This window comes from Roseibium sp. 10G30-5, assembly GCF_055809635.1.
This window is the reverse complement of record NZ_CM147918.1, coordinates 3,559,557-3,581,575: the sequence shown is the minus strand read 5'-3', so window position 1 is coordinate 3,581,575 and position 22,019 is coordinate 3,559,557. Positions and strand designations below refer to the sequence as shown.

The following is a 22,019-nucleotide window of genomic DNA, read 5'->3' as shown; positions in this document are numbered from 1 at the left end:
GCCGCCGTCTACTGCAACTCGGCCATCAGCGTGGCCAGTTGCAAGGGACGATTGCCGACACGTCCCACCTGACACGCGGCCGCCAGAGAACCAAGATAGGCCGCTTCCCAGATACTGCCCCCCGCCGCCAGCGCAAGCGCACTGGTGACGAGCAGTGCATCTCCCGCCCCGGCAGGATCACGCACGCTGGTTTGCAGCGCGGGCAGACGGTCCACCAGCGTATCGCCATGCGGCAGGGCCGCCCCCTCACTGGTCTGCACCAGCATCCCCTCGCCGCCCAGTGTCACGAACACATTGCGAACGCCAAGCTGATCAATCAGCCTGCGGGCAAGTGCTGCCAGCCCATCCTGATAATTGTGGCTGGCCAGACGCGCCTCATATTCCGTTGGCGTGATCAGATCGACGCCCTTGAATCGGGCAATATCGCCCATTTGCGACGAACTCTGACTGTCAGCCACCACACGAATATCATGTGCCTGACAATGCTGAATCACATGATCCACCATCTCTTGCGCCAAAGCGCCATAGCTGAAATCGGAAAACACCAGCACATCGCACCCCTCAAGGTGCTTCTCGATCCTGCGTTGCAACCGTTCGCGGATCTGCTCGGACACCGGCACGTCAGTGTAGCTGTTGACCCGCAGCAGGGTTTTTTCGTTGGCACGATAGCGGGTCTTGGTCGTGGTCGGTCGTTCCGGGTCCACAACCAGCTCGGCTCTCACACCATAGGCGGAGAGCTTTTCCTCGGCATAGCTTCCCGCCGGATCGTTGCCCCGCACCGAGAGAAAATCAACACTTGCCCCAAGTCCCCGCGCGTGTGCCGCCACAATGCCCGCGCCGCCAAGATAATAATCCGTCTTGATGGGCCGAACAACGATGGTCGGATCTTCACGGGACATGCCAACGGCCTCGCAAGTCTCGTAACAATCGACGATAATGTCGCCCAGCACGCAAGCCCGCACATCGCGCAAGGATAAGGCAAGCTGTTGCAGACGCACCATGTCAAAGCCATGGCGATAGCAAAAGTCACGCGGCTTGCGGATGGTCGATGGCCCACCCACAGGACCTTCCAGTTGTTCCAGTTCCAGCGCCGTCAGCTTGACGTCGCCTGCGCCGAACACAAGCTTGCCACCATACCGCGCCAGAGCCTCGCTTTCCGGATTGACCCTTGCCCGGTACTCCCATCCCTTGACCACAATATCCGGTTGATTCACTTCAACGAAGGCCACAACCCCTTCATGGATCAACACCACTTCATCAACGCATCCAACGGCCATCAGGGCTTGTAACCGTTTGTCTTCCGGCACCCGTGTGTCGCCGACCATGGCGTCACTGTAGGCCCCGACGATGAGATGTGTTCCAAGGCTCGCGGCATATTCAAACAGGCGCATGTAGCCCGGATGCAGAACATTGAAGTACCCGGTGACCAGCACTGTTCGCTGACCTGCATACGCCGCCCGGTCCAGGCTGTACGGCTCGTCCCCCCTCTGGTGCAGAGACTGGTTGGCACCATCTGAGGACGATGCAGACCGAGGAGCAGGCGCTTGCAACACCTCGACTTCGAAGGCGTGCAGGTCTTCCAACGAAGATATGGCGTCTTCTGCTGACTGAGGTGTCTTGTTGTCTGGATTCGAGGTCACTGGCTCATCTTGCTCCAGAACGGCAGGCACACTTCTCGTCGACATCTGACGTAAAGCCTCAAGGGCAGCGCTTTCAGGAAACCGGAAAGCTTGTGTAGCGGGGCCATCAGCTGCGTCTTGCTGCTGTTCCTCGCTGATTTTGCGCCCCATACCACCACCACCTCTCCGTCGTTGCATCTCTATCCAGCAAGTGCAGTGGTCTGATTCTCGATCAGGGCTGTCATGGCCTCAAATTCGCGGCAAATGGCGTCATAGCTGTCATCTTCCCAACACAGCTTCTGGCAGGGCTGGAACCACGACGGACTTTTGCCATCCTCAAACAAAAGACCCTCTATCAAGAACCGACGCGATGTCACACCAACGCTTTCCGTGATCCATTTCATCAACACAAAGCGAACGTTGGCATTGCAAATGGCAGGCGCCGACGTTCCATTGTTGACCATGAAGCTGAGATAAGCCTGCTCATACAGCGCCGTCCGAAGATCCACGTCCCAGACGACATGCGGCATGAAGGTGATGCCATCCGGCACGTCGGCAGGATCTTGAAAGACACTCTCGAAATCGGGCACCAGAACCGGCAGATACCGGGTGCGGTCCAAGGACTGAAGAAATTGGATCCACGCCGCACGATTGCTGTTGCGGGCGGTCTCATAGGTCGATTCCCGCAAGGTGACGACGACCGGCAACCGGCCATCAGCAACCTCGTCCAGCCATTGTCTAATCAGACGGTTGGCTTCCTCACCTGCGCGCAGATGCTGCAGCTTGACGCCCTCGGCTCCCAATTCATTGAACCGCCGAAACGTGTAGGACGGCACAGCGCGAAACTTGACGTCATAGCCCTGCGGAAACTGATCCTTGCCCCGCAAAAAGTCATAAGCCTGATCGCGTGACTGAAACGCCGTCACCGCAGAGCAGGATGGCAGAATGGCGGCGCAATCCTGAATGATTTTGCGCAGCCGCCAGATCTTTGCCGCGTCATCCACGGCGCCTGCATCGCGAAAGCCGCCATTGGGACCGGGCACCACGATCAGGTGAATTTCATCAAGGCCACGCTCCAGCCGATACGTCTCCGCCAGACACAAGAAACAGCAAATATCAAAGGTCACTGGCGACTTTTTCAGATCGTAGCAGGCATATAATATTCGCGACATTCCGACCTCTTCCGCTGCGTGTGCGACCCTTTATTTATGAAGAGCACGAGAGCCAAATCCAAAGCAAAGCATCCTGCTTCCGGCTTTTCCGCAGGAAAGCCCCAGACCATGCCTTTTCTAACTAGGGACAGTTTTCTCAGGCCTGCAACTCCACCCGCCCCTGCACCGGCTCGCCCGGCACACCGCCTGGGCCGTTGGCTTGCAAATACTGCATGAGCATATGCCCCACCATAAGCTGGCAATCCTCGGCAATTTGCATGTCGTCGATGGGAAAATGCAGCACAATGTCGGCCAGCTGCGCCGCTTTGCCGCCGCTGAACCCGAGCACTGCTGCCGTGACCAGCCCCATGGCGCGCGCCTGCTCCAACGCGCAGATGATATTGTCTGAATTGCCGCTGCCCGACAGCACGATCAGCAGATCACCCGGCTCGGCGAAGGCCCGCAATTGTCCGGCATAGACCTGATGATAGCCGACATCATTGGCGAGGCAGGTCAGTGTTGCCTGATTGGCCGGCAGCGCCTGTACCCGCATCCCCTGATCGGCAACGCCCAGCGCACAGCCATAGGTATAATCATTGGCCAGATGGATGGCATTGCCAGCACTGCCACCGTTGCCACAGAGGAACAACTGCTGTCGATTGGCCCAGACCCGCTGCATCTCGCGCGCGAGCGGATCCAGCGCCGACCAATCAAACGTTCCGATGACATGCGCCATGCGGGTGGCGTACCTTGCGAACACAGCACTCATGCCAGAACGGTCTCCTGCATCCAGGCCAGATTATGGTAGCGAGGCTCATCGACAAGCGATCCGTTGCCGAAACGCTCGACAATCTCGTCGATCGCATCTGAGACCGTCTTGCGCGGGACAAAGCCGGTGGCCAGAAGCTTGTCGGAATTGACGCGGTAAGAGCGCGGGTCGTTGGATGGACTGACGACAATCTCGGCCTTGCAACGTGTGCAGACCATCTCGGCAATCTCCAGGATCGAAAGGTTTTCGAACCCGGCATTATAGATGCCCTGAACCTTGTCGCCCGCAGTCAGCAGATGCAGATAAACGTCGGTGATGTCGTCCATGTGGATATTCGGCCGTGTCTGCCCGCCACCAAACACCGTAATGCGACCATTCTTGATGGCCTGCATGGTCAACATGTTGACCGACACATCAAAGCGCATACGCGGCGAGTAGCCACACACGGTGGCCGGACGGACAATCTGCACCAGCATGTCCTTGGCATAACTGAGCAGAACCCGTTCTGAGACCATCTTGGTCTTGTTGTATTCCGAGATCGGGTCCAACGGCAGATCTTCAGTCACCTGCGCTTCTTCCTTGACCCCGTAAACGCTGCCGGAGGAAGCGTAGATGAACTGCTTCACCCCTTCCCGGCGCGCCTTATCTGCCAGTTGCATGGTAGCCAGTGCGCTGATTTCCCAAGTCAATTTGGGATCGAGATCCCCGCAAGGGTCATTGGCGATCGACGCCAGATGGATGACCGCATCGGTACGTGTCAAATCCAGCGCATCGACGTGGCGAACATCCCCTTTGAGCATTTGCAGACCGGGATGGATTTCCAGAAAATTACCGAACCACTGCGTATCCAATGCCAGCACTTCGTGTCCTGCCGCCAGCAATTTCGGCACCAGAACAGTTCCCTTGTAGCCGCACGCTCCGGTGACCAATATTCGCATTGCCGATCCTCATACGTACATGCCAACGACCGACGCGCTGTATCCCCGCACCCGTCCGGCGTCGTGGCCAGAAAAAACTTGAGAAGATGCCTGAGCGCCATTTCCGGCCCATCAGGAGCTTCAAAATCGGCATGAACCACCTGAAACCCCGGCGTTTCCGACGCACTCAAGCGTGTGTCGCGGCCAACGTGGACTCCGAGCCCGAGATCTGCGCGATAGCCCGCCAGCATGTCGCTGTCCCGGTCGCCAACGATCAGAGACCGGCGCATGTCCAGCGACAGCGCCCGGCCAACGATCTGCAACAATCCGGGATTGGGTTTGCGGCAAGGATGCTCGCGCCCATCGGCAGCAGGGGCTGCTCCGCATGCCAGAACTCCGTCCAGATGCGCGTCAAAATCGGCAAGCAGCGTCTCCACTCGCCGGGTCACGGCTTCAAAGGCATCCCAGCCGAAATATCCCCGCCCGACACCGGACTGATTGGTCACAACGAAGACCGGGATATTCCGCAGGTTGGCCGCTCGCACCAGCGGCACAACACCTTCGATCAGCGCAACCCGTTCCGGCTGGCCGATATACCCATCATCACGATTCAGAACACCGTCGCGGTCCAGAAACAGGGCGCGAGCCCCGGGAGATGTCCAACGTAAATCGACCCAAACGGTGTCGGAGATCTGTAGGTCCGACAAGAAACGCTCCTCGAAAGAATCATAAATTCTTTGACAAGACTGGCATTCCCCTAGGTTCAAATCAAGAATTACGCATAATTTCCGACAGAGTTTTTTATATTATTGTCAATTTTTACTATGTTCATTTTGCTATAAAATCGTTTTATTCTGAATATCATAGATATATTCGTGTATTTCGCCTCGTCGCAAACAGCAGGTCGGGTGTGCGGAGTCGCGCGAGCAAGCAGCATTATCGCCCCAAACGTCGCGAATCGTCTCTTTCAAAGCCTCATAAAACGCTCTCGCCCGGAGCCTGCGCCGTGTTCGAAGCAGACTGGGCACGAAGCCCGATCATCCACCGGACACTTGCAAGACCTGATCCAGAAAAAATCGCCGAGATCATCAGAGATCAAGGCTTTTGGCGGCACTATCGGCAAAAATCCCATGATTCCAGCACCGCCGAAACTTCCCTAGGCTCAAACAAACAAGTGTTTGATTCTCCGTCACTTGCGGAGGGCCAGAGATATTTCCGGGTGGATGATTTCATGACGCAAAAGATTGTCGCAATGGTGCCAGCGCGTGCAGGCAGCGAAGGACTCCAGAACAAGAACGTCAAGCTTTTGAACGGGATGCCGCTGTTCTATCATAGCGTCCGCCCGGCATTGGCCTGCCCGAAGGTGAGCGAGACCTATCTCAACTCGGATTGCGATGCCTATCTCGACATGGCTGAAGGCTATGGCGCAAAGCCTTACAAACGCCCCAAAGACCTCGGCACCTCAGCCATTGCGCTGCAACCCGTGCTGGCGGACTTCATCGCCCATTATCGCAGGACTGTTGGTGACATTGATGCCGTCATGGTGCTTTACCCGACCTACCCATTTCGCACGACACAGCATCTCAGTGACATTATTGATTACTTTCTCTCCGAGCCGACATGCGACAGCTTGATCGGTCTGAAAACGCCCGACACGCACCCCTATCTTTGCGCAGTGCAGAATGACGACAAGTCGATCACCACAGTGATGGACTATGACGTCAACACATATTTCCGCCGTCAGGATTATCCCAAGTACTACCAGTTTTCGGCATGGTCGCTGATGGTACGCGCCTCTGCAATCAACCGGCTGAATGCACAGTTGTTCTCGGAAAACTCGGTCGGATATGTGGTGCCGGAAGATGTGCCCATCGTCGACATCGACACGCAGCAAGATTTCCTCTTTGCGCAATATCTGATCGACAAAGGGTATGTCAGCCTGGAAGCATAAGGGGGACGCGAGCAAGTCTCTGTCCCCCCCAAAAAAAATGGTGATGCATGACGCCTATGGGCTCAGTTCGCTTAACTTCGCGAGACAGGCAACAGCTTAGATACGGCGCGCGAACACCGTCACGAAGGACCCCCAGAACGCAGGTGACATGCCCGCGTCGGGGAAATGCATCCGTTCAAAAGCCTCTGATGTATCGAAGCGGGTGCCAAAAAAAGGGTACTCCACCTTTTCGACAATGAAGTCGGTATCGCGCAAAAACCGCATGAGGGAGTCATCGGTGAAAAGCGAGACATGCGTTGGATCATGCAGGAGGCGAAATCTCCCCTTGAACCGCCGAGCAGCAGCACTGGCAAAGTTTGGCGTGCCACACATGAAAATGCCCCCGGGGCGCAGAACCCGGTGCACCTGTTGGACGAAGCTCAAAGGGTCATGCAGATGTTCGATGACGTGATTGGCGACGAGACAATCCACCGTTCCACGTTTGGCCAGCGAGCCATCAAACAGGCGATTGATGATCTCCGCGTCTGTGTGCTCAACGGCAATCTTGGCCGCACTGGTGGAGGGTTCGACACCGACCCGCCGGTGCTTTGTGTCTACCTGTTCCAGCAGTTCGCCAAAGGCGCAGCCGACGTCCATCACCAGCCCGGGTTCCAGCGCATTGATCGCCTCGGCCAGATAAGCGACATCGCCCTTGCGTGATGCCCGCTCGCGGCTTGGGTCGCGCAGTTTCCCATCCGGATCCTTACGCTGATCCCAATAGTCGTCCGGACAAGGTCTGGCCGGGTATTGAACGAAATAGTCCAGCGTTTCGTATAACCGCAGACACTCGGCAATCACCTCGTCCGGATCGGTCAGATGGCTCACACCGTTTCCTTTCGCCGCAGTTTCTCTGCAATAGGCTTTTCATCCTCGTAAAAGCGGATACTGCCGTCACCCAAAACGGTTTCCAGACGTCGGATCTGCGCGACCAGATCGCTCACTTCCGACATTTCAAGAGAGGCCTTCTGATCGGACCCCCAATCCTGCCGACTGAGCGTCACATGTCGCTCGACAGACGCAGCGCCCAGCGCAACAGCGGCAAGAGTTGGCAAGATCCCGGCTTCATGCCCCGAATAGCCAATATTGAGATCAGGGAACAACGTCTTGAGTGTCATGATGCCGCGCAGGTTGATTTCCTCATCGCGCGTTGGATAGGTCGAGGTGCAGTGATACAGGCAGGCGATGTCGCCGCCAGCAGCACGAATGGTTTCCACCGCCCGCGTGATCAGAGAGACGTCCGACATTCCGGTCGAAACCAGCAATTTATGCCCGGACGCGGCACAGTAACGCAGGAAATCCCGGTCAGTCAGCATGGCCGACGCGATCTTGAGGTAGCGTGTCTCGAATTGCGCGAGAAAATCGACCGAAGCCTCATCCCAGGGCGAGGCGAACCAGTCGATCCCCAAGTCACGACACAGAGCGTCGATCCTGCGATAGCCAGCGGCGTCGAATTCCAGTCCTCGCTTCAGATCGCCGTTTGTGGCGCCAAAAACACTTTCACGAGGCCGTGCCAGCTCTTCCTCGCTGTACACCACCTCAATTGAGCGCTTCTGGAATTTGACCGCATCACACCCGGCGGCATGAGAGGCACGTATCATCTCCAGTGCCCGATCAATATCGCCGTTATGGTTGATGCCGATTTCGGCGATGACGTAACACGAGTGGTCTGTCTTCATGAGCCCGTTTCTCTTCTAACAGAAAGTGTTGTGGCGTCCGCAAAGACTTTCAAACCACCTCACACACATGAATTCGTGACACCCGCACCGGAAATTGTCCAGCAACCGCACCTGTCTTTGGGGAAGTTTCCGCGCCAATCCCATCACGCGTTTTTGACAGAGCCGTTTTTGCTATCAGAACGCACCCGAAAGGCAAATAAATTGCAGAGGAATCCACTCATGATACTTGCTCTTTTATCATTGTTATTTAAGCTTAGATTCGCACCACACAACGTCGCAAAGCAGACGCAGGACCCCGAACATGAAAAAAGGCGTCTGCCGGATGCAGACGCCTTCTGATCTTTTCTAATTCGCTTAATGCGCAGGTGTGGCCTCAGCCAACGAACGCGCGCTCGACCACAAATTCAGCCGGCTTGTTGTTCGCCCCTTCATTGAGGCCCGCCTTTTCCAGCAGCACCTTGGTGTCCTTGATCATGTCCATGGATCCACAGATCATGCCACGGTCTGTGGCCGGATCAATCGGGGGCAGACCCAGATCCGAGAACAGCTTGCCGTTCTCGATCAAATCGGTAATACGCCCCTGAAAGGGATAGTCTTCGCGGGTCACCGAGGTGTAATGCACCAGCTTGTCGCGGGCCAGATCACCGATCAGTGGATCATTGATGGTTTCTTCCACCAGATCGAGACCGTATTTCAACTCCGCCACTTCGCGACAGGTATGGGTGACGATGACCTGCTCGAATTTTTCGTAGGTTTCCGGATCGCGGATCAGGCTTGCAAAAGGCGCAAGTCCGGTTCCGGTCGAGAACATATAAACGCGCTTGCCGGGAATGAGGGCATCATTCACCAGTGTGCCGGTCGGCTTCTTCTTCATCAGCACAGCATCGCCCGGCTGGATCTTTTGCAGATGCTGCGTCAAGGGGCCATCGGGAACCTTGATCGAGAAGAATTCCAGCTCCTCATCCCAGGACGGGCTGGCGATGGAATAGGCGCGGTACAGCGGCTTGCCATCAATCATCAGGCCGATCATGAGAAATTCGCCGGACCGGAAGCGGAAGCTGGCCGGACGGGTCATGCGGAATTTGAACAGGTGGTCGGTGTAATGCTGGACCGACGTGACTTCCTGAACATAGGCTCCGGCTGGAGCGGCAGCTTCAACATCAGCAACTTTTGCAAGGACGTTCATCTGGTTCGGCACTTCCGTCTGTTTCAGGATTGATTTGCGTTAAACTAGCATCGACTGGCAGCTTGTCAGAAGAAACGTCGCGCTGTTGATTTGCGCCGGGCTGAAAAAAACAACCGGAAACGACGCATCTCGCAAAGATCATTTTTCAATGCGCGCGGTTTTCCGATTTTCGCAAGAGCGAGCACAGAACGATCCCGCTTGCAAAAACCTGACCTCGCCTGCGCACACCACGTCTCCACCGCAGATCCAAGCCACTGGCGTCCAGCTGGGCGATCTGACAAGCGAGATGAACAAGCCATACCCTGACAAACTGCATTTCAGGCAGCCTTTTGCCCGGTTTATGTGGTGAATGCAAGGCAAAGCGCGTGGTCGCTTCCGGCTGAGGCACAGACCACGCGACAAGTTCTGCGCCCCTGCTCACATCGTTGCTTCCGGACCAAAGTTCCGGTGACCTTGAAGCGAAAATCATTTCCATCATCTGATGGGTTGGTTTAGAAGAGCACTTCTTTCCAGCGACTTGAGAGGGCAGACATGTCAGACCCCCGGATCATCGACGGCAAAGCGATTGCAGCATCCGTCCGAGACGAAATCACCCGCCGATCCGCAAAGCTTCTTGCGGAAAGCGGCAAGCGTCCCGGTCTGGCGGTCGTACTGGTGGGGCAGGACCCGGCAAGTCAGATCTATGTGCGCAACAAGGAAAAGACAGCCACCGAATGCGGCTTTCATTCCGTCAAGCACGACCTGCCCGCCGACACCTCGGAAGAGGATCTTCTCAAGATTGTCGAAACGCTGAACACTGATCCGGACATCCACGGCATTCTGGTGCAATTGCCCCTGCCCGCACATATTGATGAAAGCAAGGTGCTGTTGCTGATCAAGCCGGAAAAGGACGTCGATGGGTTCCACCCGATCAATGTCGGCCTGCTGACGTCCGGCGAACGGGACAAGGCGCTTGTGCCCTGCACACCTGCCGGCAGCATGGTGCTGCTCAAACAGACGCTGGACGGCGCACTGTCCGGTCTCAATGCTGTCGTTGTCGGGCGCTCCAACATTGTTGGCAAGCCGATTGCCAGTCTGCTGCTTCAGGAAAGCTGCACCGTGACGATTGCCCACAGTCGCACACAGAACCTGCCCGATGTGATCGGTCGTGCCGACATTGTGATCGCGGCGGTCGGACGCCCTGAAATGATCAAGGGTGAGTGGCTCAAGGAAGGCGCTACTGTCATTGACGTGGGCATCAACCGCCTGCCCGCTCCAGAGCGTGGTGAAGGTAAGACACACCTTGTGGGCGACGTGGATTTTGACAGCGCGCTGCCGCGCGTCAAAGCAATTACACCGGTTCCTGACGGTGTTGGCCCGATGACAATTGCCATGCTGATGGCCAACACGCTGACGGCAGCCAGACGCCTGTTAAACCTGCCCGAGGAAGAGGCGCTGTTCTGAATACCGGGGAAAGGCGGTTGTCTTCGTTTTCCTTTCGTGCTTCAAAAAATCAAGGCTTCAGTTACCAAGATCAACTAGGGTCGTCCCTCAGGGATAAGACCGGGATGTCTTGTGCAGCACTTATATCAGGCGGACGGAACGCTTTAAAAGCGCCGCCCGTTCAACCTTCGGGCTTTGTATTCCGACCGACAACATGGCAGGCGGCAGTTAGTGGTGTGTCTACCGCGCAAACGATCCATGAATGAAACGCAGGACCAGACAGTCTCCGGCGCAAAAGGCGTGTGCCCAGCGCCTGAAAAGCCCACCCCTTCACTTCCCTCCACGGTTGCGCGCGCCTTGCGCAAGCCTGTGGTTCTGGCAACGCTTGCCGGCATGACGGCAACATGCCCTGCTCCGGCCTATGCGCTCGATGTTTTCGGTTTCCACCTGTTCGGTGCCAAGGAAAGCAACGAGGATGCTGTCTATGATCCACTCGCCTACAAGGCTGAGGTGAAAATCGACGGCCTTACGGGAGACGAAAAAGACGATCTTGAGAAAGCCATCAAGGCCAAGAGCGTCCTGATCTCAAAGCAGAAAGATGCGCCGTCCGGTGAAGCCGGACTGATCGCGCGCGCGCTGTCAGACCGCAAGCAGATCCTGGCTCGAACTCTACAATCAGGCCCGGTATGGCGGTACGCTGGAGATCACACTCAACAACCAGCCGCTGGACAAGGTGTTTGAAAACGGCACCATTCCCGGTAAACGACCTGTGCAGGTTGTCGTCCACCTGACGCCCGGCCCGCTTTTCACGTTTGGCCAGTTGATTATCGACGCGCAGAATGTTCCAGATGGCAGCCTGACGCGCGATCCGGCGCACTGGGGTCTGGACGCAGGATCGCCCGCCCAGTCAGGAAAGATCCTGATCGCGGCCAACAGGATCGTCACCTCGTTGAAGAACAAGGGCTATCCGAAAGCTCAGATCATCGACAAGTCGATTGTCGCTGATCACAAGACCAAGAAGCTTGATGTGAAGCTGATCGTTGACGCCGGTCGCGCAGCGAAATTCGGCGCTGTCACCATCAAAGGCACCAAGATCACCGACGCGGATTTCTTGCGCAAACAGGCACAGGTACCTGTCGGCCAGACCTACTCCGCCACCGAGATCGACGCGATTCGTGAGCGGCTGGACAAACTGGGCATCTTCTCGTCTGTGCGTATTGAAGAAGGCATGATCTCGCCAGAAGATGGCACCATGCCCATCACCATTGAGGTGAGTGAGAGCAAACTGCATGTCATTGGAACCGGCCTCACCTTGGTCCACGACCGAAGGCGCAGGGATTGAAGGCTACTGGAAACGGCGCAACCTGTTTGGGCGTGGCGAATTGCTGTCTGTGCAAGGCTCCGTCGGCGGGTTGCTGCAATCCGATGTCAATGATCTCGACTACGCGGCAAGTGTGGCACTGACCCAGCCAGGCCTCTTTGGGCCAAGCACCAAGTTCACGACCAGTCTGGGTGTCAAGCAGGAAACACCGGATGCGTATACCAGCCGCTCAATCACGCTGAACGGTTTCGTTGAGAAGCAATTCACCAAGGCGCTGAGTGGCAAGGTCGGTGGCGAAATCTCCTTCTCCAACGAAGAAGATGCTTTCGGCGACAATGACTATTTGCTGCTGGGTGTTCCGGTCGAGGCCACTTTCGACAACCGCGACAACAAGCTGGACCCGACCAAGGGCTTTTATGCCAATGCCAGCGTCGAACCAGCCTTTGATGCCCTGTCCGGCAATCCGCTGTTGTTCATGAAGGCCACTGGCTCGACCTATTATTCCCTCGACGACAAGGGGCGCTATGTGCTGGCGGGGCGTGCAACCATTGCCAGCATTGTTGCACCGTCGCTGCGCTCTGTTCCCGCCAGCCGCCGCCTGTTTGCCGGTGGGGGCTCCATTCGCGGCTATGATTACCGCGATGTCGGACCAGAATTGAACGGCGAAACCGTCGGCGGTCGCAGCCTGGTGGAATTGTCGGGCGAGTTGCGCGTCAAGTTGACGGACACGTGGGGCCTTGTCGGCTTCGCAGATGCGGGCAATGCCTATGAGAACACCATTCCGGACTTCAGCGAGCCGTTCAAGATTGGTGTTGGCGCCGGGCTACGCTACTATACGGCTATCGGTCCGCTGAGAATCGATGCCGCCATTCCGCTCAACCCGGATGATGGTGATCCCAGTTACGCACTCTATGTGGGTTTGAGCCAAGCGTTCTAACGCTGGCATGACCTTCCAAAAAGAGTGAGCCGCTTGACGCAGGGTCTCAAAAAGGACTCGGTCGTTAGGCAGGTTTCAAAATCCAACCCGTCATTTTATCGATTGCACCAATATGAGGATCGGCAGATCTTGAAACGCCTTGGCAAAATCCTTCTGGCCCTTCTTGTTATCTTGATCGCCCTGCCGGTCGTTTTCATTGCCGCGCTGCAATTTCAGGCCGGACGCACCGCCGTTTCCAATCTGGTCAGCTCTCTTGCCTCCTCCGATGACATGAAGGTCACATTAACCGACCTGCATCTGGGCTGGGGGCTTGATGCCCACGTGCAAGATGTCACGCTTGCCGATCGCCAGGGTGTCTTCTTCAAGGCCAGTGATCTGACGCTGGACTGGTCGCCACTTCAACTCTTCCAGCGTCAACTTGACATTCAGCAACTTGCTGCCGCGCGTCTCGACCTTGAACGCCAGCCCGTTCTGCCAACGTCCTCCACGGACACCCAGACTGAGACCAGCACCAGCAGCGGCCCGCTCAACCTTTATGGTTTCAGCGCACGGGTGCAAAAGATCGCCCTCAAATCCATCGTGCTGGGCAAGCCTTTGCTTGGCGAGCAGATTACCTACGACCTGCAAGGAGCGGCGAACCTCAAGTCGTCACCACTGCAAGTCGGGGCCAACATTCAGGCCGACCGTCTGGATGGCCCGGGCGGACGTGTCCTGGCCAAGGTTTCCTTTGCACCGGACCAGCAGACGCTGGGCGTCAACCTGAGTGTTCAGGAACCCAAGGCTGGCCTTATTGCGCGACTGGCGCAACTTGAAGATCTTCCGGCCATCGACTTCAAGCTTCAGGGCGACGGATCGCTGGCGCAAGACTGGAGCGCCAAGCTGGATCTTGCCCTTGATGGCCGCAAGATCGCCAAAGGCACCGCCACACTGACAACGACACAAGGCCAACAACGCCAGGTCAATGTGGATCTTGACGGCCAACTGGCACAATTGACCCCGACCATTGCCAAGCCCTTCCTGAGCGGCACAACCAACCTCAAGGGACAGGCGCGCCTTGGCACCGACTTCAAACCCCTGTCCGGCGACATGACCCTGTCGACAAAGACGGTGGCGCTAACGGCAAAGGGCGCCTTCTCGCCCGAAGATCAAAGCCTGACCGGTACGGCTGATCTTGACGTTACGCCAGAAGACACAACGCCGATTTCGCTTGATCTCGGCACCCGGCAGGTGGCGTTCGGGCCGCTTGAATTGCACCTCACTGCCAAGGGCAAGCTGACAGATCTTGCCTGGTCCACACGCCTTGATGCTACAGACCTGAGCACCACAGAAGGATCCGTGCAATCGGCCAAACTGACGTTGGCCGGGCAGAACGCCGATCTTTCGGTCACCGATCAGACTGTGCCCTTTTCGCTGCAATCGCAATTGACCGGCATTGATGCCAAGGATCCAAGCCTTGCCGCGCTGAATGGCCAGATCCAGCTGGATGGCACCGGCACTGCCAAGCCAGCCCAACAGCTCGCACAGCTCAAGGTGCTGCATCTGGTCACACCTGCGGCCAGTCTGACGCTGGCAAACACCACGGTTTCGCCCTCATCGGCAAAAGGCCAGGCCCACATCAAGGCCGCTGACTTGTCGATGTTTTCCAAGCTTGCCGGGCGCACGCTGGCAGGGGGGTCGACACGGATGTCACCTTTGATCTCAACCCACAGACCCTTAAAGGCGGCGTACAGCTTGCCCTCACCGGCACCGGCGTGAAAAGTGGCATTGCGCAGGCTGATGCCCTGATTGCAGGAACAACGACCGTCACGGCAAAGCTTCAGGCAAATGGCCTGTCCGACCTCAAGGTGCTCAATGCCTCTGTTGCCAGCGCGGGACTATCTCTGAACGGATCCGGCGATCTGAAAGACAAGGCCATCAGCGCCAGTCTGTCCGGCAAGCTGCCCGAAATGGCGCGGATCAACCCCAAGGTTGTCGGTGCTCTGGCATTCAAGGTAACCGCTTCCGGCGATCTGTCTGCCCCCAAGGTCAACGCACAAGTGACCTCCGACAAACTGATTGTCTCAGGCAGCCCACTGACCACTTTGAACGCGAAAATGTCCGCCACCGCAGACGCAAGTGCGCCGCAGGCCAATGTCGACCTATCCGCAAACCTCAAAAACGCGCCCCTGACCCTGTCTGCCAATCTGACCTCAAGCGACGGCCGTGCCGTTCTTGACGATCTCAAGGCCAACCTTGCCGGCAACCACATCAGCGGAAAATTCACCGTCGCTGATCTGGCCAGGTTCCCGGAAACCCTGTCGGGCAAACTGTCTATAGATGCTCCGAAACTGAAAACATTGTCGCCGCTTGCCATGACAGATCTGGACGGCACATTGAAGGCTGACCTGACTGCAACAGGATCGGAGACGCAGACAACCAATCTGGCGCTGTCGCTCAAAGGCACTAACGTCAAGGCGTCAACACTGACGATTGCCGATCTGGACGGTCAGGTGAAGGTTCAGTCCGCCTTTGACGGGCCGAAGATCAACGCTGACATCAAGGCACAGAAGATTGATGCCGGGGCCGCGGCCTTTCCCTCCTTCGATTTGACGGCGCAAAATGCCGGCGACACGACCGAATTCGAAACCAGGCTTCTGCTCAGTTCAGGCAAAACACCAGACAATGCCGAGGCCAAGGGCAAGCTTGTTCAAACGGACAAGGGCTATGAACTGACGCTGGCCGCGCTCAACGGCCTTTATAAAGGCATCACCACCAAGTTGAGCCAGGATGCGCATGTCACCTATGAAAACGGCAAAACCACGCTGAACGATTTTGCGCTGATGCTTGGCAAGGGGTCTGTGACCATTGACGGAACGGTTGACCAGAAGCTCAACGTCAATGCCAGGATCAAGGATCTGCCGTTGACGCTGGCCAATGCCTTTGCCCCGACCATTGGTCTGGGCGGCGTTGCCTCCGGCACAGTGACGGCCACGGGCACTCCGAGCGCGCCCAAGGTTGACTGGTCCCTCGGTATTGCCAACCTGAGCGCCAACCAATTGCGCGAGAACAGCTTGCCTGTGCTGGGCGTCAAGAGCGAGGGCACGTTTGCCAATCAACAGGTCAGGCAGCAAACCAAGATCTTCGGACCGGACGCCCTCGCCCTCAATCTGGATGGCACGGTCGACCTCAAAGGCACACCAGGTCTGAATATTGCGGTCGATGGCAATCTGCCTATGTCAGCGCTGCGCCGCCGTCTGTTGCAGGCCAGCGTACGGGCACAAGGCACGCTGGCAATCAATGGCAAGGTCACCGGCACCACATCCAGTCCGGTCTATAATCTGACCGCTGTGCCCAAGAAACTGAGTGCCACCGAGCTTTCCAGCGCCACCCGGCTGAAGGATTTCAAAGGCCAGATCACCGTGACGCAACAGTCCATTCAGGTGCAGAACCTGACGGCAGCCCTTGCCACCGGCGGAACGTTGAAGATCAACGGCACGGTTGGTATGGACGGCGGCAATCAGGCTGACCTCACCATCACCGGTCAAAAGCTGCGGTACGTCGATCCCGGCCTGGTAACAGCTCATGTAACGACGGACATCACTGTCAAAGGTCCCCTGAGCAGTTCCTCACAAGCCGCAATCGTCTCCGGCAAGGTGGTGATCGACAAGGCAGACATTTCCATTCCGGAAGGCTCGGCCGGCGTCGTGCCCGCTGTTGCCGTAAAGCATCTCAATGCGCCCGCGCCCGTGCGCAAACAGGTGGCAGATCTCAGTCTCGGACAAGGCAAGGCGCAGACTTCTGACCAGAGCGCCAGCCTGCCGCCGCGCCTTGATGTGGACGTGATCTCACGTGGACAGATGTTCGTACGTGGTCGCGGCCTGAATGCGGAAATGCAGGGCGACCTGAAGATCATCGGCACGACGAATGACCCGCAGGCACGCGGCGCCTTTCATCTGCGTCGCGGCACGATGGATCTCCTGACCCGTCGCCTCACCTTCTCGAAAGGCGACGTGACGTTCTCGGGGTCCTTCACGCCGACGCTTGGATTTGAAGCCACGACCACCGTGGAGAGCACGGCAATCACCATTGCCATCACCGGGCAGGCTGACAATCCGCAGATCAACCTTTCCTCCTCACCTGCCAATGCACAGGATGAAATCGCTGGCGCTGCTTCTTTTCGGAAAAAGCGTCGGTAACCTTTCGCCCACACAGGTGGCCCAGCTTGCCTCTTCCCTGGCAACGCTGACTGGCGGCACTGACAATGGCCCCCTGTCGCAGTTGCGCAAATCGCTGGGCCTAGACAATCTCGACGTCAACACCAACGGCACAGATGGGCCAACCGTCGGCGTTGGAAAATACATCAATAACAATATCTATCTGGGCGTTGAGCAGGGAACCGGATCCAAAAGCAGCCGCGTGAAAGTTGACATCGACCTGAACAAAGGCCTGAAAGTACGCGGCAGTGTTAGCGCGGAAGGAGATTCCAAGGCCGGTCTTTATTTCGAAAAGGAATATTGATTCGGCAAATCGTCTTGCGAATGACAAAAAGGCATCGCTTCACCACTCGAACTGAGCGCCCTATAACGCATCGCTTAGTATTATCTCCAATGATATAAATTACAATACTTAATTTATACTGATTAATTATTCGGCAAATTGGAAATTAGGACACTAAAATAAATTACAATATTATTTTCTTAATTTTGAATACAATTTCATTGAAGTAGTTTTTAAACAAAATCAGCAAATCATGCGTCTGTCTTTGTGCTGGGGTTTGTGATGCTGAAATCAATCAAAGTTCAAATCACGTTGGTGGGGCTTGTCCCCCTGCTGGCGCTTCTCATCATCAGTACCTTCTTTCTGATGGAAGATATTGGCGATGCCCGGACAAAGTCCGATATGGTGCCAATCGCGGTCATTTCCGAGGCGACAGAGGCTGTCGTTCATGAGTTGCAAAAGGAACGTGGCATGAGCGCGGTTCTCATTGCCTCAGACTATGCACCCAAGTCGCTTGCACTACTGACGACGCAACGCAGCCAGACAGACACAGTGATTGCATCGTTCCGCCAGACCGCCCAGTCGTTGGCCGTTGCCAATCAGCTCGTCGCCAACCGGGTCCGACAGGCAATCTCCGGACTGGCTGAAATTCCCGCAACCCGCGATGCCGTCGATGCGCGCCAACTCTCAGGCAGCGACACAATCGCGTTCTACACCGGCCGCGTTCAAGCCCTTATCCGCATTATCAATATGGCTATTTCGGCGAGTTCGGATCGCGAGTATGTCAGCCAGATGGCTCCGTTTGCGACATTGGTCGCAGCCGTGGAGGCTGGTGGCCTGGAACGCGCGCTCGGCGGACGGTTGTTTGCGATCGCCGCACGTGGAGAACCCGTGCCGCAACCCCTTTATCTGGGCTATTTTGATAGACTGTCCGTGGAGACGGCTTTTTTGAACACTTTCTTCGGCGAAGCAAACGACGAGCAGGCGAAACTCTTCGAACGCAGCCTCACCGGACCCAAGGTCGACCTGGTTATGCAATGGCGAAAGGTCTTGCGTACGCTGCCTGCCACCAACGACGGTCAGGGTATCGACGGAGCAACATGGTTTGCAGCCGCGACAGATCGACTGAATCTTATTCGACAGGTCTCCCTGACCTTTGCTGAGCAGGGCCAGATGCGGGCACAGCAACTGGCCACGCAAGCATGGTCAAGGGTCTATACGCTGTCAGCCGCAACGCTCGTGGTCATTGTCCTGACCCTGATGTGCACCGGCCTTCAGGTCCGCACAATTGATCGCTCCTTGAGCGCTATCATGCAAGCACTCTATCGCATTACCAAGCGCGATCTGGATTTCAAGATGCCCTTCACCGAGCGCAAGGATGTGATTGGCGATCTGGCGCGCGCCGGAACAATCTTTCAGGACAATGCCAAGATACGGCAGTCTCTGGAACACGACCGGCAGAGCTCGCGTGAGACAGAACGCCAACGCCAGAGCAAGATCGAAACAATGATCCTCACCTTCCGCGATATGGCTGCGCAGCTCCTGGCAGACGTGAACAGCAAAACCAGTAGCATGGCAGGGGTTGCAGAGCGCGTTACCAATATTGCCGAACGCGCAACCATCTCCGCGGCCAGCGCCAGCGACGCCTCCGGCTCATCCTCGCAAAATGTCGAGGAGGTTACGCAGGCAATGGAAGAGTTGTCCCATGCCATCTCGCAAATCATGGAACATTCGGAAGGCGCGTCACAGATCATCTCGCAGGCAACTGCGGTGGCTCGCGGCACGGACGAAAATGTCTCCAGTCTGGCCGAAGCCGCCCATAAAATCGGGACCGTCGTCGAGATTATCCGTGATATCGCCGAACAAACCAACCTTCTTGCCCTGAACGCCACCATTGAAGCGGCGCGTGCAGGAGAAGCAGGAAGAGGCTTCGCAGTAGTCGCCGCCGAAGTGAAGGAACTCTCCACGCAAACGGCCAAAGCAACCGAAGAGATCGCCACGCAGATCAACTCGGTTCAAGGCCTGACAGAAAACGCTGTCGAGGCAATTCGGCGGATCACGACCTCTATCGCCAGCATTGAAAAAGTCACCAATTCGATCACCGCCTCAGTGTCCCGGCAAACCGCCTCGACACAGGAAATTTCGCAAAGCGTTTCCATGGCGTCCCAAAGCACTCAGCTGGCGCTTGAAAACACTTCATCGGTCAATGAGAGCATTCGCCAAACTGCAAATGAAGCCAGTACCGTCGATCAGGTGGCCAAGGATGTCCAGATTGCCACACGATCTCTCTCCGAAAGCCTGACGGATTTCCTCAATGAAATGACCGACTACGTTGAAGACCACAAGCAAAGCATGGACAAGGAGCAAAACGTCTGAAGATGCGCTTCAGTCACGCGCTGCGCGCCCTCACCGTTACATGACTCAAGATGCTTGAGCGCCAGCGTCCTCAGGCATTTGCGTTCGACAAGACCGTCATCTGCTCAAAGAGGGATTTGGGAATGTGCAAACCGTCTTTCCGTGCGGCTTCACGTGCCGCGATGCGACGGGTACCGGGAAGACGCGCGCCGTCTGTTTCCTCAATTGTCTTGACCAGTGTCACCATGCGCTCGCCAAAGGAGCCGATACCGCTGAGTTTCGGGTCAATCACCAGAATGACCTGACCCAGATTGAAGGGATCGCCCTCTTCGGCGAAAGCACTTTGCAGTTCGAACCCGAAGCTGGCGCCCACAAGAGCCGCTGACATCACCTCAACCATCATGGCAAGAGCGGACCCTTTGGCCTCGCCGATGGGCACCATCGTCCCATCCATGGCGGCCTGCGGATCCGTGGTGGGATTGCCCTCGACATCCAACGCCCAGCCTTCCGGAATCGACTGACCAGTATCTCTGGCGCGCATCACCTTGCCGCGCGGGACTTTGGACAACGACAGATCAATTACCAGCGGCTCACGCCCCTCGACCGGGGCTGCCATACAAATCGGATTGGTGCCGAACAGAGGCTTTGCAGCTCCCCAGGGCGCGATAGCCTTGGCGGCATTGCCAAAGACCAGCGCCACGAGACCGCGCTCTGCCAGCGCCTCGCAGTGCATCCCCCTTGTCCGAAATGATGCGACCGGCGGATTGCCGCCATGGCAATACCGTTCTTGGCCGCCATTTCCGGCAAAGCGCTTTGGGCCACTGCGATGGCGGGAAACGCAAAGCCATCCGCCGCGTCAACATGGATCAAGGCCGGGGTTTTCTTGTCCAGCGTCGGAATGGCATGACCATTGACCCGTCCTGAGCGCGCCTGCGCCGCATAATAGGGAACGCGCGACAGACCATGGCCAGCCTGCCCTGAAGCCTCAGCCTGCACCAGCGCCTTGGCCACGCACAGGGCGTTGTCATCGCTGGTCTTACTGGCCGTCAAGGCAGCAATGGTCAAGCCCAGGGCATCATCCATGGAAAGAGAAATATTGGTCATCGCGATTGGTCACTCGGATCTGGAACGGCGTCTTGCCAAGCCTTGCGCTGCCGACTGCACCGCACGTTTGGGGTCTCAGACCTGAAGCGGCACACCCCTGCAGACTACGCCAGCCCGGCAATCTCAATGGAGGGTCTTTTGCCAAGCTCCTAACACGGTAGCCAATTGATTGCGAGCAACGCGATTGCTCGTGCTGTCTACGGCACGGTCCCCCGTAGATCGAAAAGCAATGCCGAAGCGCAAGCGCACGGAAACGCCCCGGTCAACCGCCAATCGAAAATGCTTTTTTCTTGCACAAGGAGATGTATTTCACATGTCATTCTTGTAAATTCGATATATTCCACAACCTTGAAACGATAACAACAAGAACAAAACTGCGTGATAAAATTGTGATACTGAAATCATTCGGCGAGACGCACTGTTCACCTTGAAACAGCCTCGATTCTCCCCTCCTTATTCTTGTACGAACCGGATAACCGGTCTCCTCCCGTCCATTGAATGAGGTTTGCCATGTTTCGCCTTTTGACCACCACCGCCCTGGCTGTTGCAGCCATGACCACCGCAGCACTTGCCGAACCTGTGGCGTATAGCTTCGACAAATCCCACTCCATTCTGGCTTTCTCCTATAATCACATGGGCTTCTCGCGCACTGAGGGGCAATTCCGCAAATGGGATGGCTCTTTGATGATTGACGAGGAAGCGCCTGAAAATTCCTCCCTGTCGCTGAGCATCACCATCGACAGCATGGACACCTATTTCGGACCACGTGACAAACATTTGAAAGGCGCCGATTTCTTCGACGCTGAAAAATTCCCGAAAGCCACCTTCAAGAGCACAAAGGTCGAGAAGACCGGCAAGAACACGCTTGATGTTACAGGCGATCTGACCATCCGCGATGTCACCAAGCCAACCGTGTTGCAGGTCACCGTTTCCAAGATGGACGGCGACAAGGCTGGTTTTAATGCCACGACGACCATCAAACGGTCCGAATTCGGCATTGCCAAATATGCCCCAACTGTGGGCGACGAGGTGATGATCCACTTTAACGGTGAAACCAAGGTCGCCGACTGAGATTGACTGGCCCCGTTTTCAGGGG

Annotated in this window: 17 protein-coding genes and 2 pseudogenes; 10 read left to right on the top strand and 9 right to left on the bottom strand. The window is 56.6% G+C overall.

The window, feature by feature from the left end; all coding sequences use genetic code 11:
* Positions 1–8: 8 nt before the first annotated feature.
* From AC0L7U_RS18115 to AC0L7U_RS18095, 5 genes and pseudogenes are all read right to left on the bottom strand, one after another.
* Entirely contained in the window at positions 9–1,790 is a 1,782-nt protein-coding gene (locus AC0L7U_RS18115; protein WP_473692683.1) for a PfkB family carbohydrate kinase, read from the bottom strand.
* A 29-nt stretch (positions 1,791–1,819) separates the two neighbouring features.
* A complete protein-coding gene (locus tag AC0L7U_RS18110) occupies positions 1,820–2,791 on the bottom strand; it encodes a hypothetical protein (RefSeq protein WP_473692682.1) in 972 nt (323 codons plus the stop codon).
* A 136-nt stretch (positions 2,792–2,927) separates the two neighbouring features.
* Positions 2,928–3,539: an SIS domain-containing protein gene (locus AC0L7U_RS18105; RefSeq protein WP_473692681.1), complete on the bottom strand. Its 612-nt coding sequence runs from the start codon at positions 3,537–3,539 to the stop codon at positions 2,928–2,930.
* The gene (locus AC0L7U_RS18100) at positions 3,536–4,477 is read right to left on the bottom strand and encodes an NAD-dependent epimerase/dehydratase family protein (RefSeq protein ID WP_473692680.1); all 942 of its coding nucleotides are present in this window, start codon (positions 4,475–4,477) and stop codon (positions 3,536–3,538) included. The genes AC0L7U_RS18105 and AC0L7U_RS18100 overlap by 4 nt, the downstream gene beginning before the upstream one ends.
* A 260-nt stretch (positions 4,478–4,737) precedes the next feature.
* Positions 4,738–5,163: pseudogene (locus AC0L7U_RS18095) on the bottom strand (HAD-IIIA family hydrolase); the annotation flags it as partial.
* Between the two features lie 524 nt (positions 5,164–5,687).
* Here AC0L7U_RS18095 and AC0L7U_RS18090 point away from each other — a divergent pair.
* Entirely contained in the window at positions 5,688–6,407 is a 720-nt protein-coding gene (locus AC0L7U_RS18090) for an acylneuraminate cytidylyltransferase family protein (protein WP_473692679.1), read from the top strand.
* 96 nt (positions 6,408–6,503) lie between these two features.
* On the opposite strand, the gene AC0L7U_RS18085 is transcribed toward AC0L7U_RS18090, so the two are convergent.
* From AC0L7U_RS18085 to AC0L7U_RS18075, 3 genes are all read right to left on the bottom strand, one after another.
* A complete protein-coding gene (locus tag AC0L7U_RS18085; RefSeq protein WP_473692678.1) occupies positions 6,504–7,271 on the bottom strand; it encodes a class I SAM-dependent methyltransferase in 768 nt (255 codons plus the stop codon).
* On the bottom strand, positions 7,268–8,122 hold the full coding sequence (locus tag AC0L7U_RS18080) for an N-acetylneuraminate synthase family protein (protein ID WP_473692677.1): 855 nt from the start codon (positions 8,120–8,122) through the stop codon (positions 7,268–7,270). Before AC0L7U_RS18080 ends, AC0L7U_RS18085 begins: the two co-directional genes overlap by 4 nt.
* Before the next feature lie 373 nt (positions 8,123–8,495).
* A complete protein-coding gene (locus AC0L7U_RS18075; RefSeq protein ID WP_473692676.1) occupies positions 8,496–9,308 on the bottom strand; it encodes a ferredoxin--NADP reductase in 813 nt (270 codons plus the stop codon).
* Between the two features lie 531 nt (positions 9,309–9,839).
* Here AC0L7U_RS18075 and folD point away from each other — a divergent pair.
* From folD to AC0L7U_RS18035, 8 genes are all read left to right on the top strand, one after another.
* Complete coding sequence (gene folD, locus AC0L7U_RS18070) at positions 9,840–10,751, top strand: bifunctional methylenetetrahydrofolate dehydrogenase/methenyltetrahydrofolate cyclohydrolase FolD (protein ID WP_473692675.1); 912 nt, start codon at positions 9,840–9,842, stop codon at positions 10,749–10,751.
* A 237-nt stretch (positions 10,752–10,988) separates the two neighbouring features.
* Positions 10,989–11,471 (top strand): hypothetical protein, encoded by a 483-nt coding sequence (locus AC0L7U_RS18065; RefSeq protein ID WP_473692674.1) that lies wholly within the window; start codon positions 10,989–10,991, stop codon positions 11,469–11,471.
* On the top strand, positions 11,464–12,072 hold the full coding sequence (locus tag AC0L7U_RS18060) for a POTRA domain-containing protein (protein WP_473692673.1): 609 nt from the start codon (positions 11,464–11,466) through the stop codon (positions 12,070–12,072). Before AC0L7U_RS18065 ends, AC0L7U_RS18060 begins: the two co-directional genes overlap by 8 nt.
* A complete protein-coding gene (locus AC0L7U_RS18055; RefSeq protein ID WP_473692672.1) occupies positions 12,020–12,988 on the top strand; it encodes an autotransporter assembly complex protein TamA in 969 nt (322 codons plus the stop codon). The genes AC0L7U_RS18060 and AC0L7U_RS18055 overlap by 53 nt, the downstream gene beginning before the upstream one ends.
* A 129-nt stretch (positions 12,989–13,117) precedes the next feature.
* On the top strand, positions 13,118–14,743 hold the full coding sequence (locus tag AC0L7U_RS18050; RefSeq protein WP_473692671.1) for a translocation/assembly module TamB domain-containing protein: 1,626 nt from the start codon (positions 13,118–13,120) through the stop codon (positions 14,741–14,743).
* Positions 14,740–17,163: a translocation/assembly module TamB domain-containing protein gene (locus AC0L7U_RS18045; RefSeq protein ID WP_473692670.1), complete on the top strand. Its 2,424-nt coding sequence runs from the start codon at positions 14,740–14,742 to the stop codon at positions 17,161–17,163. Before AC0L7U_RS18050 ends, AC0L7U_RS18045 begins: the two co-directional genes overlap by 4 nt.
* A 16-nt stretch (positions 17,164–17,179) precedes the next feature.
* Positions 17,180–17,485 carry a translocation/assembly module TamB domain-containing protein gene (locus tag AC0L7U_RS18040; RefSeq protein WP_473692669.1) on the top strand — a complete coding sequence of 102 codons (306 nt, stop codon included), beginning with the start codon at positions 17,180–17,182 and terminating at the stop codon, positions 17,483–17,485.
* A 261-nt stretch (positions 17,486–17,746) separates the two neighbouring features.
* The gene (locus AC0L7U_RS18035) at positions 17,747–19,840 is read left to right on the top strand and encodes a methyl-accepting chemotaxis protein (RefSeq protein WP_473692668.1); all 2,094 of its coding nucleotides are present in this window, start codon (positions 17,747–17,749) and stop codon (positions 19,838–19,840) included.
* A 70-nt stretch (positions 19,841–19,910) separates the two neighbouring features.
* Here AC0L7U_RS18035 and AC0L7U_RS18030 read toward each other — a convergent pair.
* Positions 19,911–20,902 (bottom strand): annotated as a pseudogene (locus AC0L7U_RS18030) (Ldh family oxidoreductase).
* Between the two features lie 531 nt (positions 20,903–21,433).
* On the opposite strand from AC0L7U_RS18030, the gene AC0L7U_RS18025 reads away from it, so the two are divergent.
* Positions 21,434–21,994: a YceI family protein gene (locus tag AC0L7U_RS18025; RefSeq protein ID WP_473692667.1), complete on the top strand. Its 561-nt coding sequence runs from the start codon at positions 21,434–21,436 to the stop codon at positions 21,992–21,994.
* Positions 21,995–22,019 lie beyond the last annotated feature (25 nt).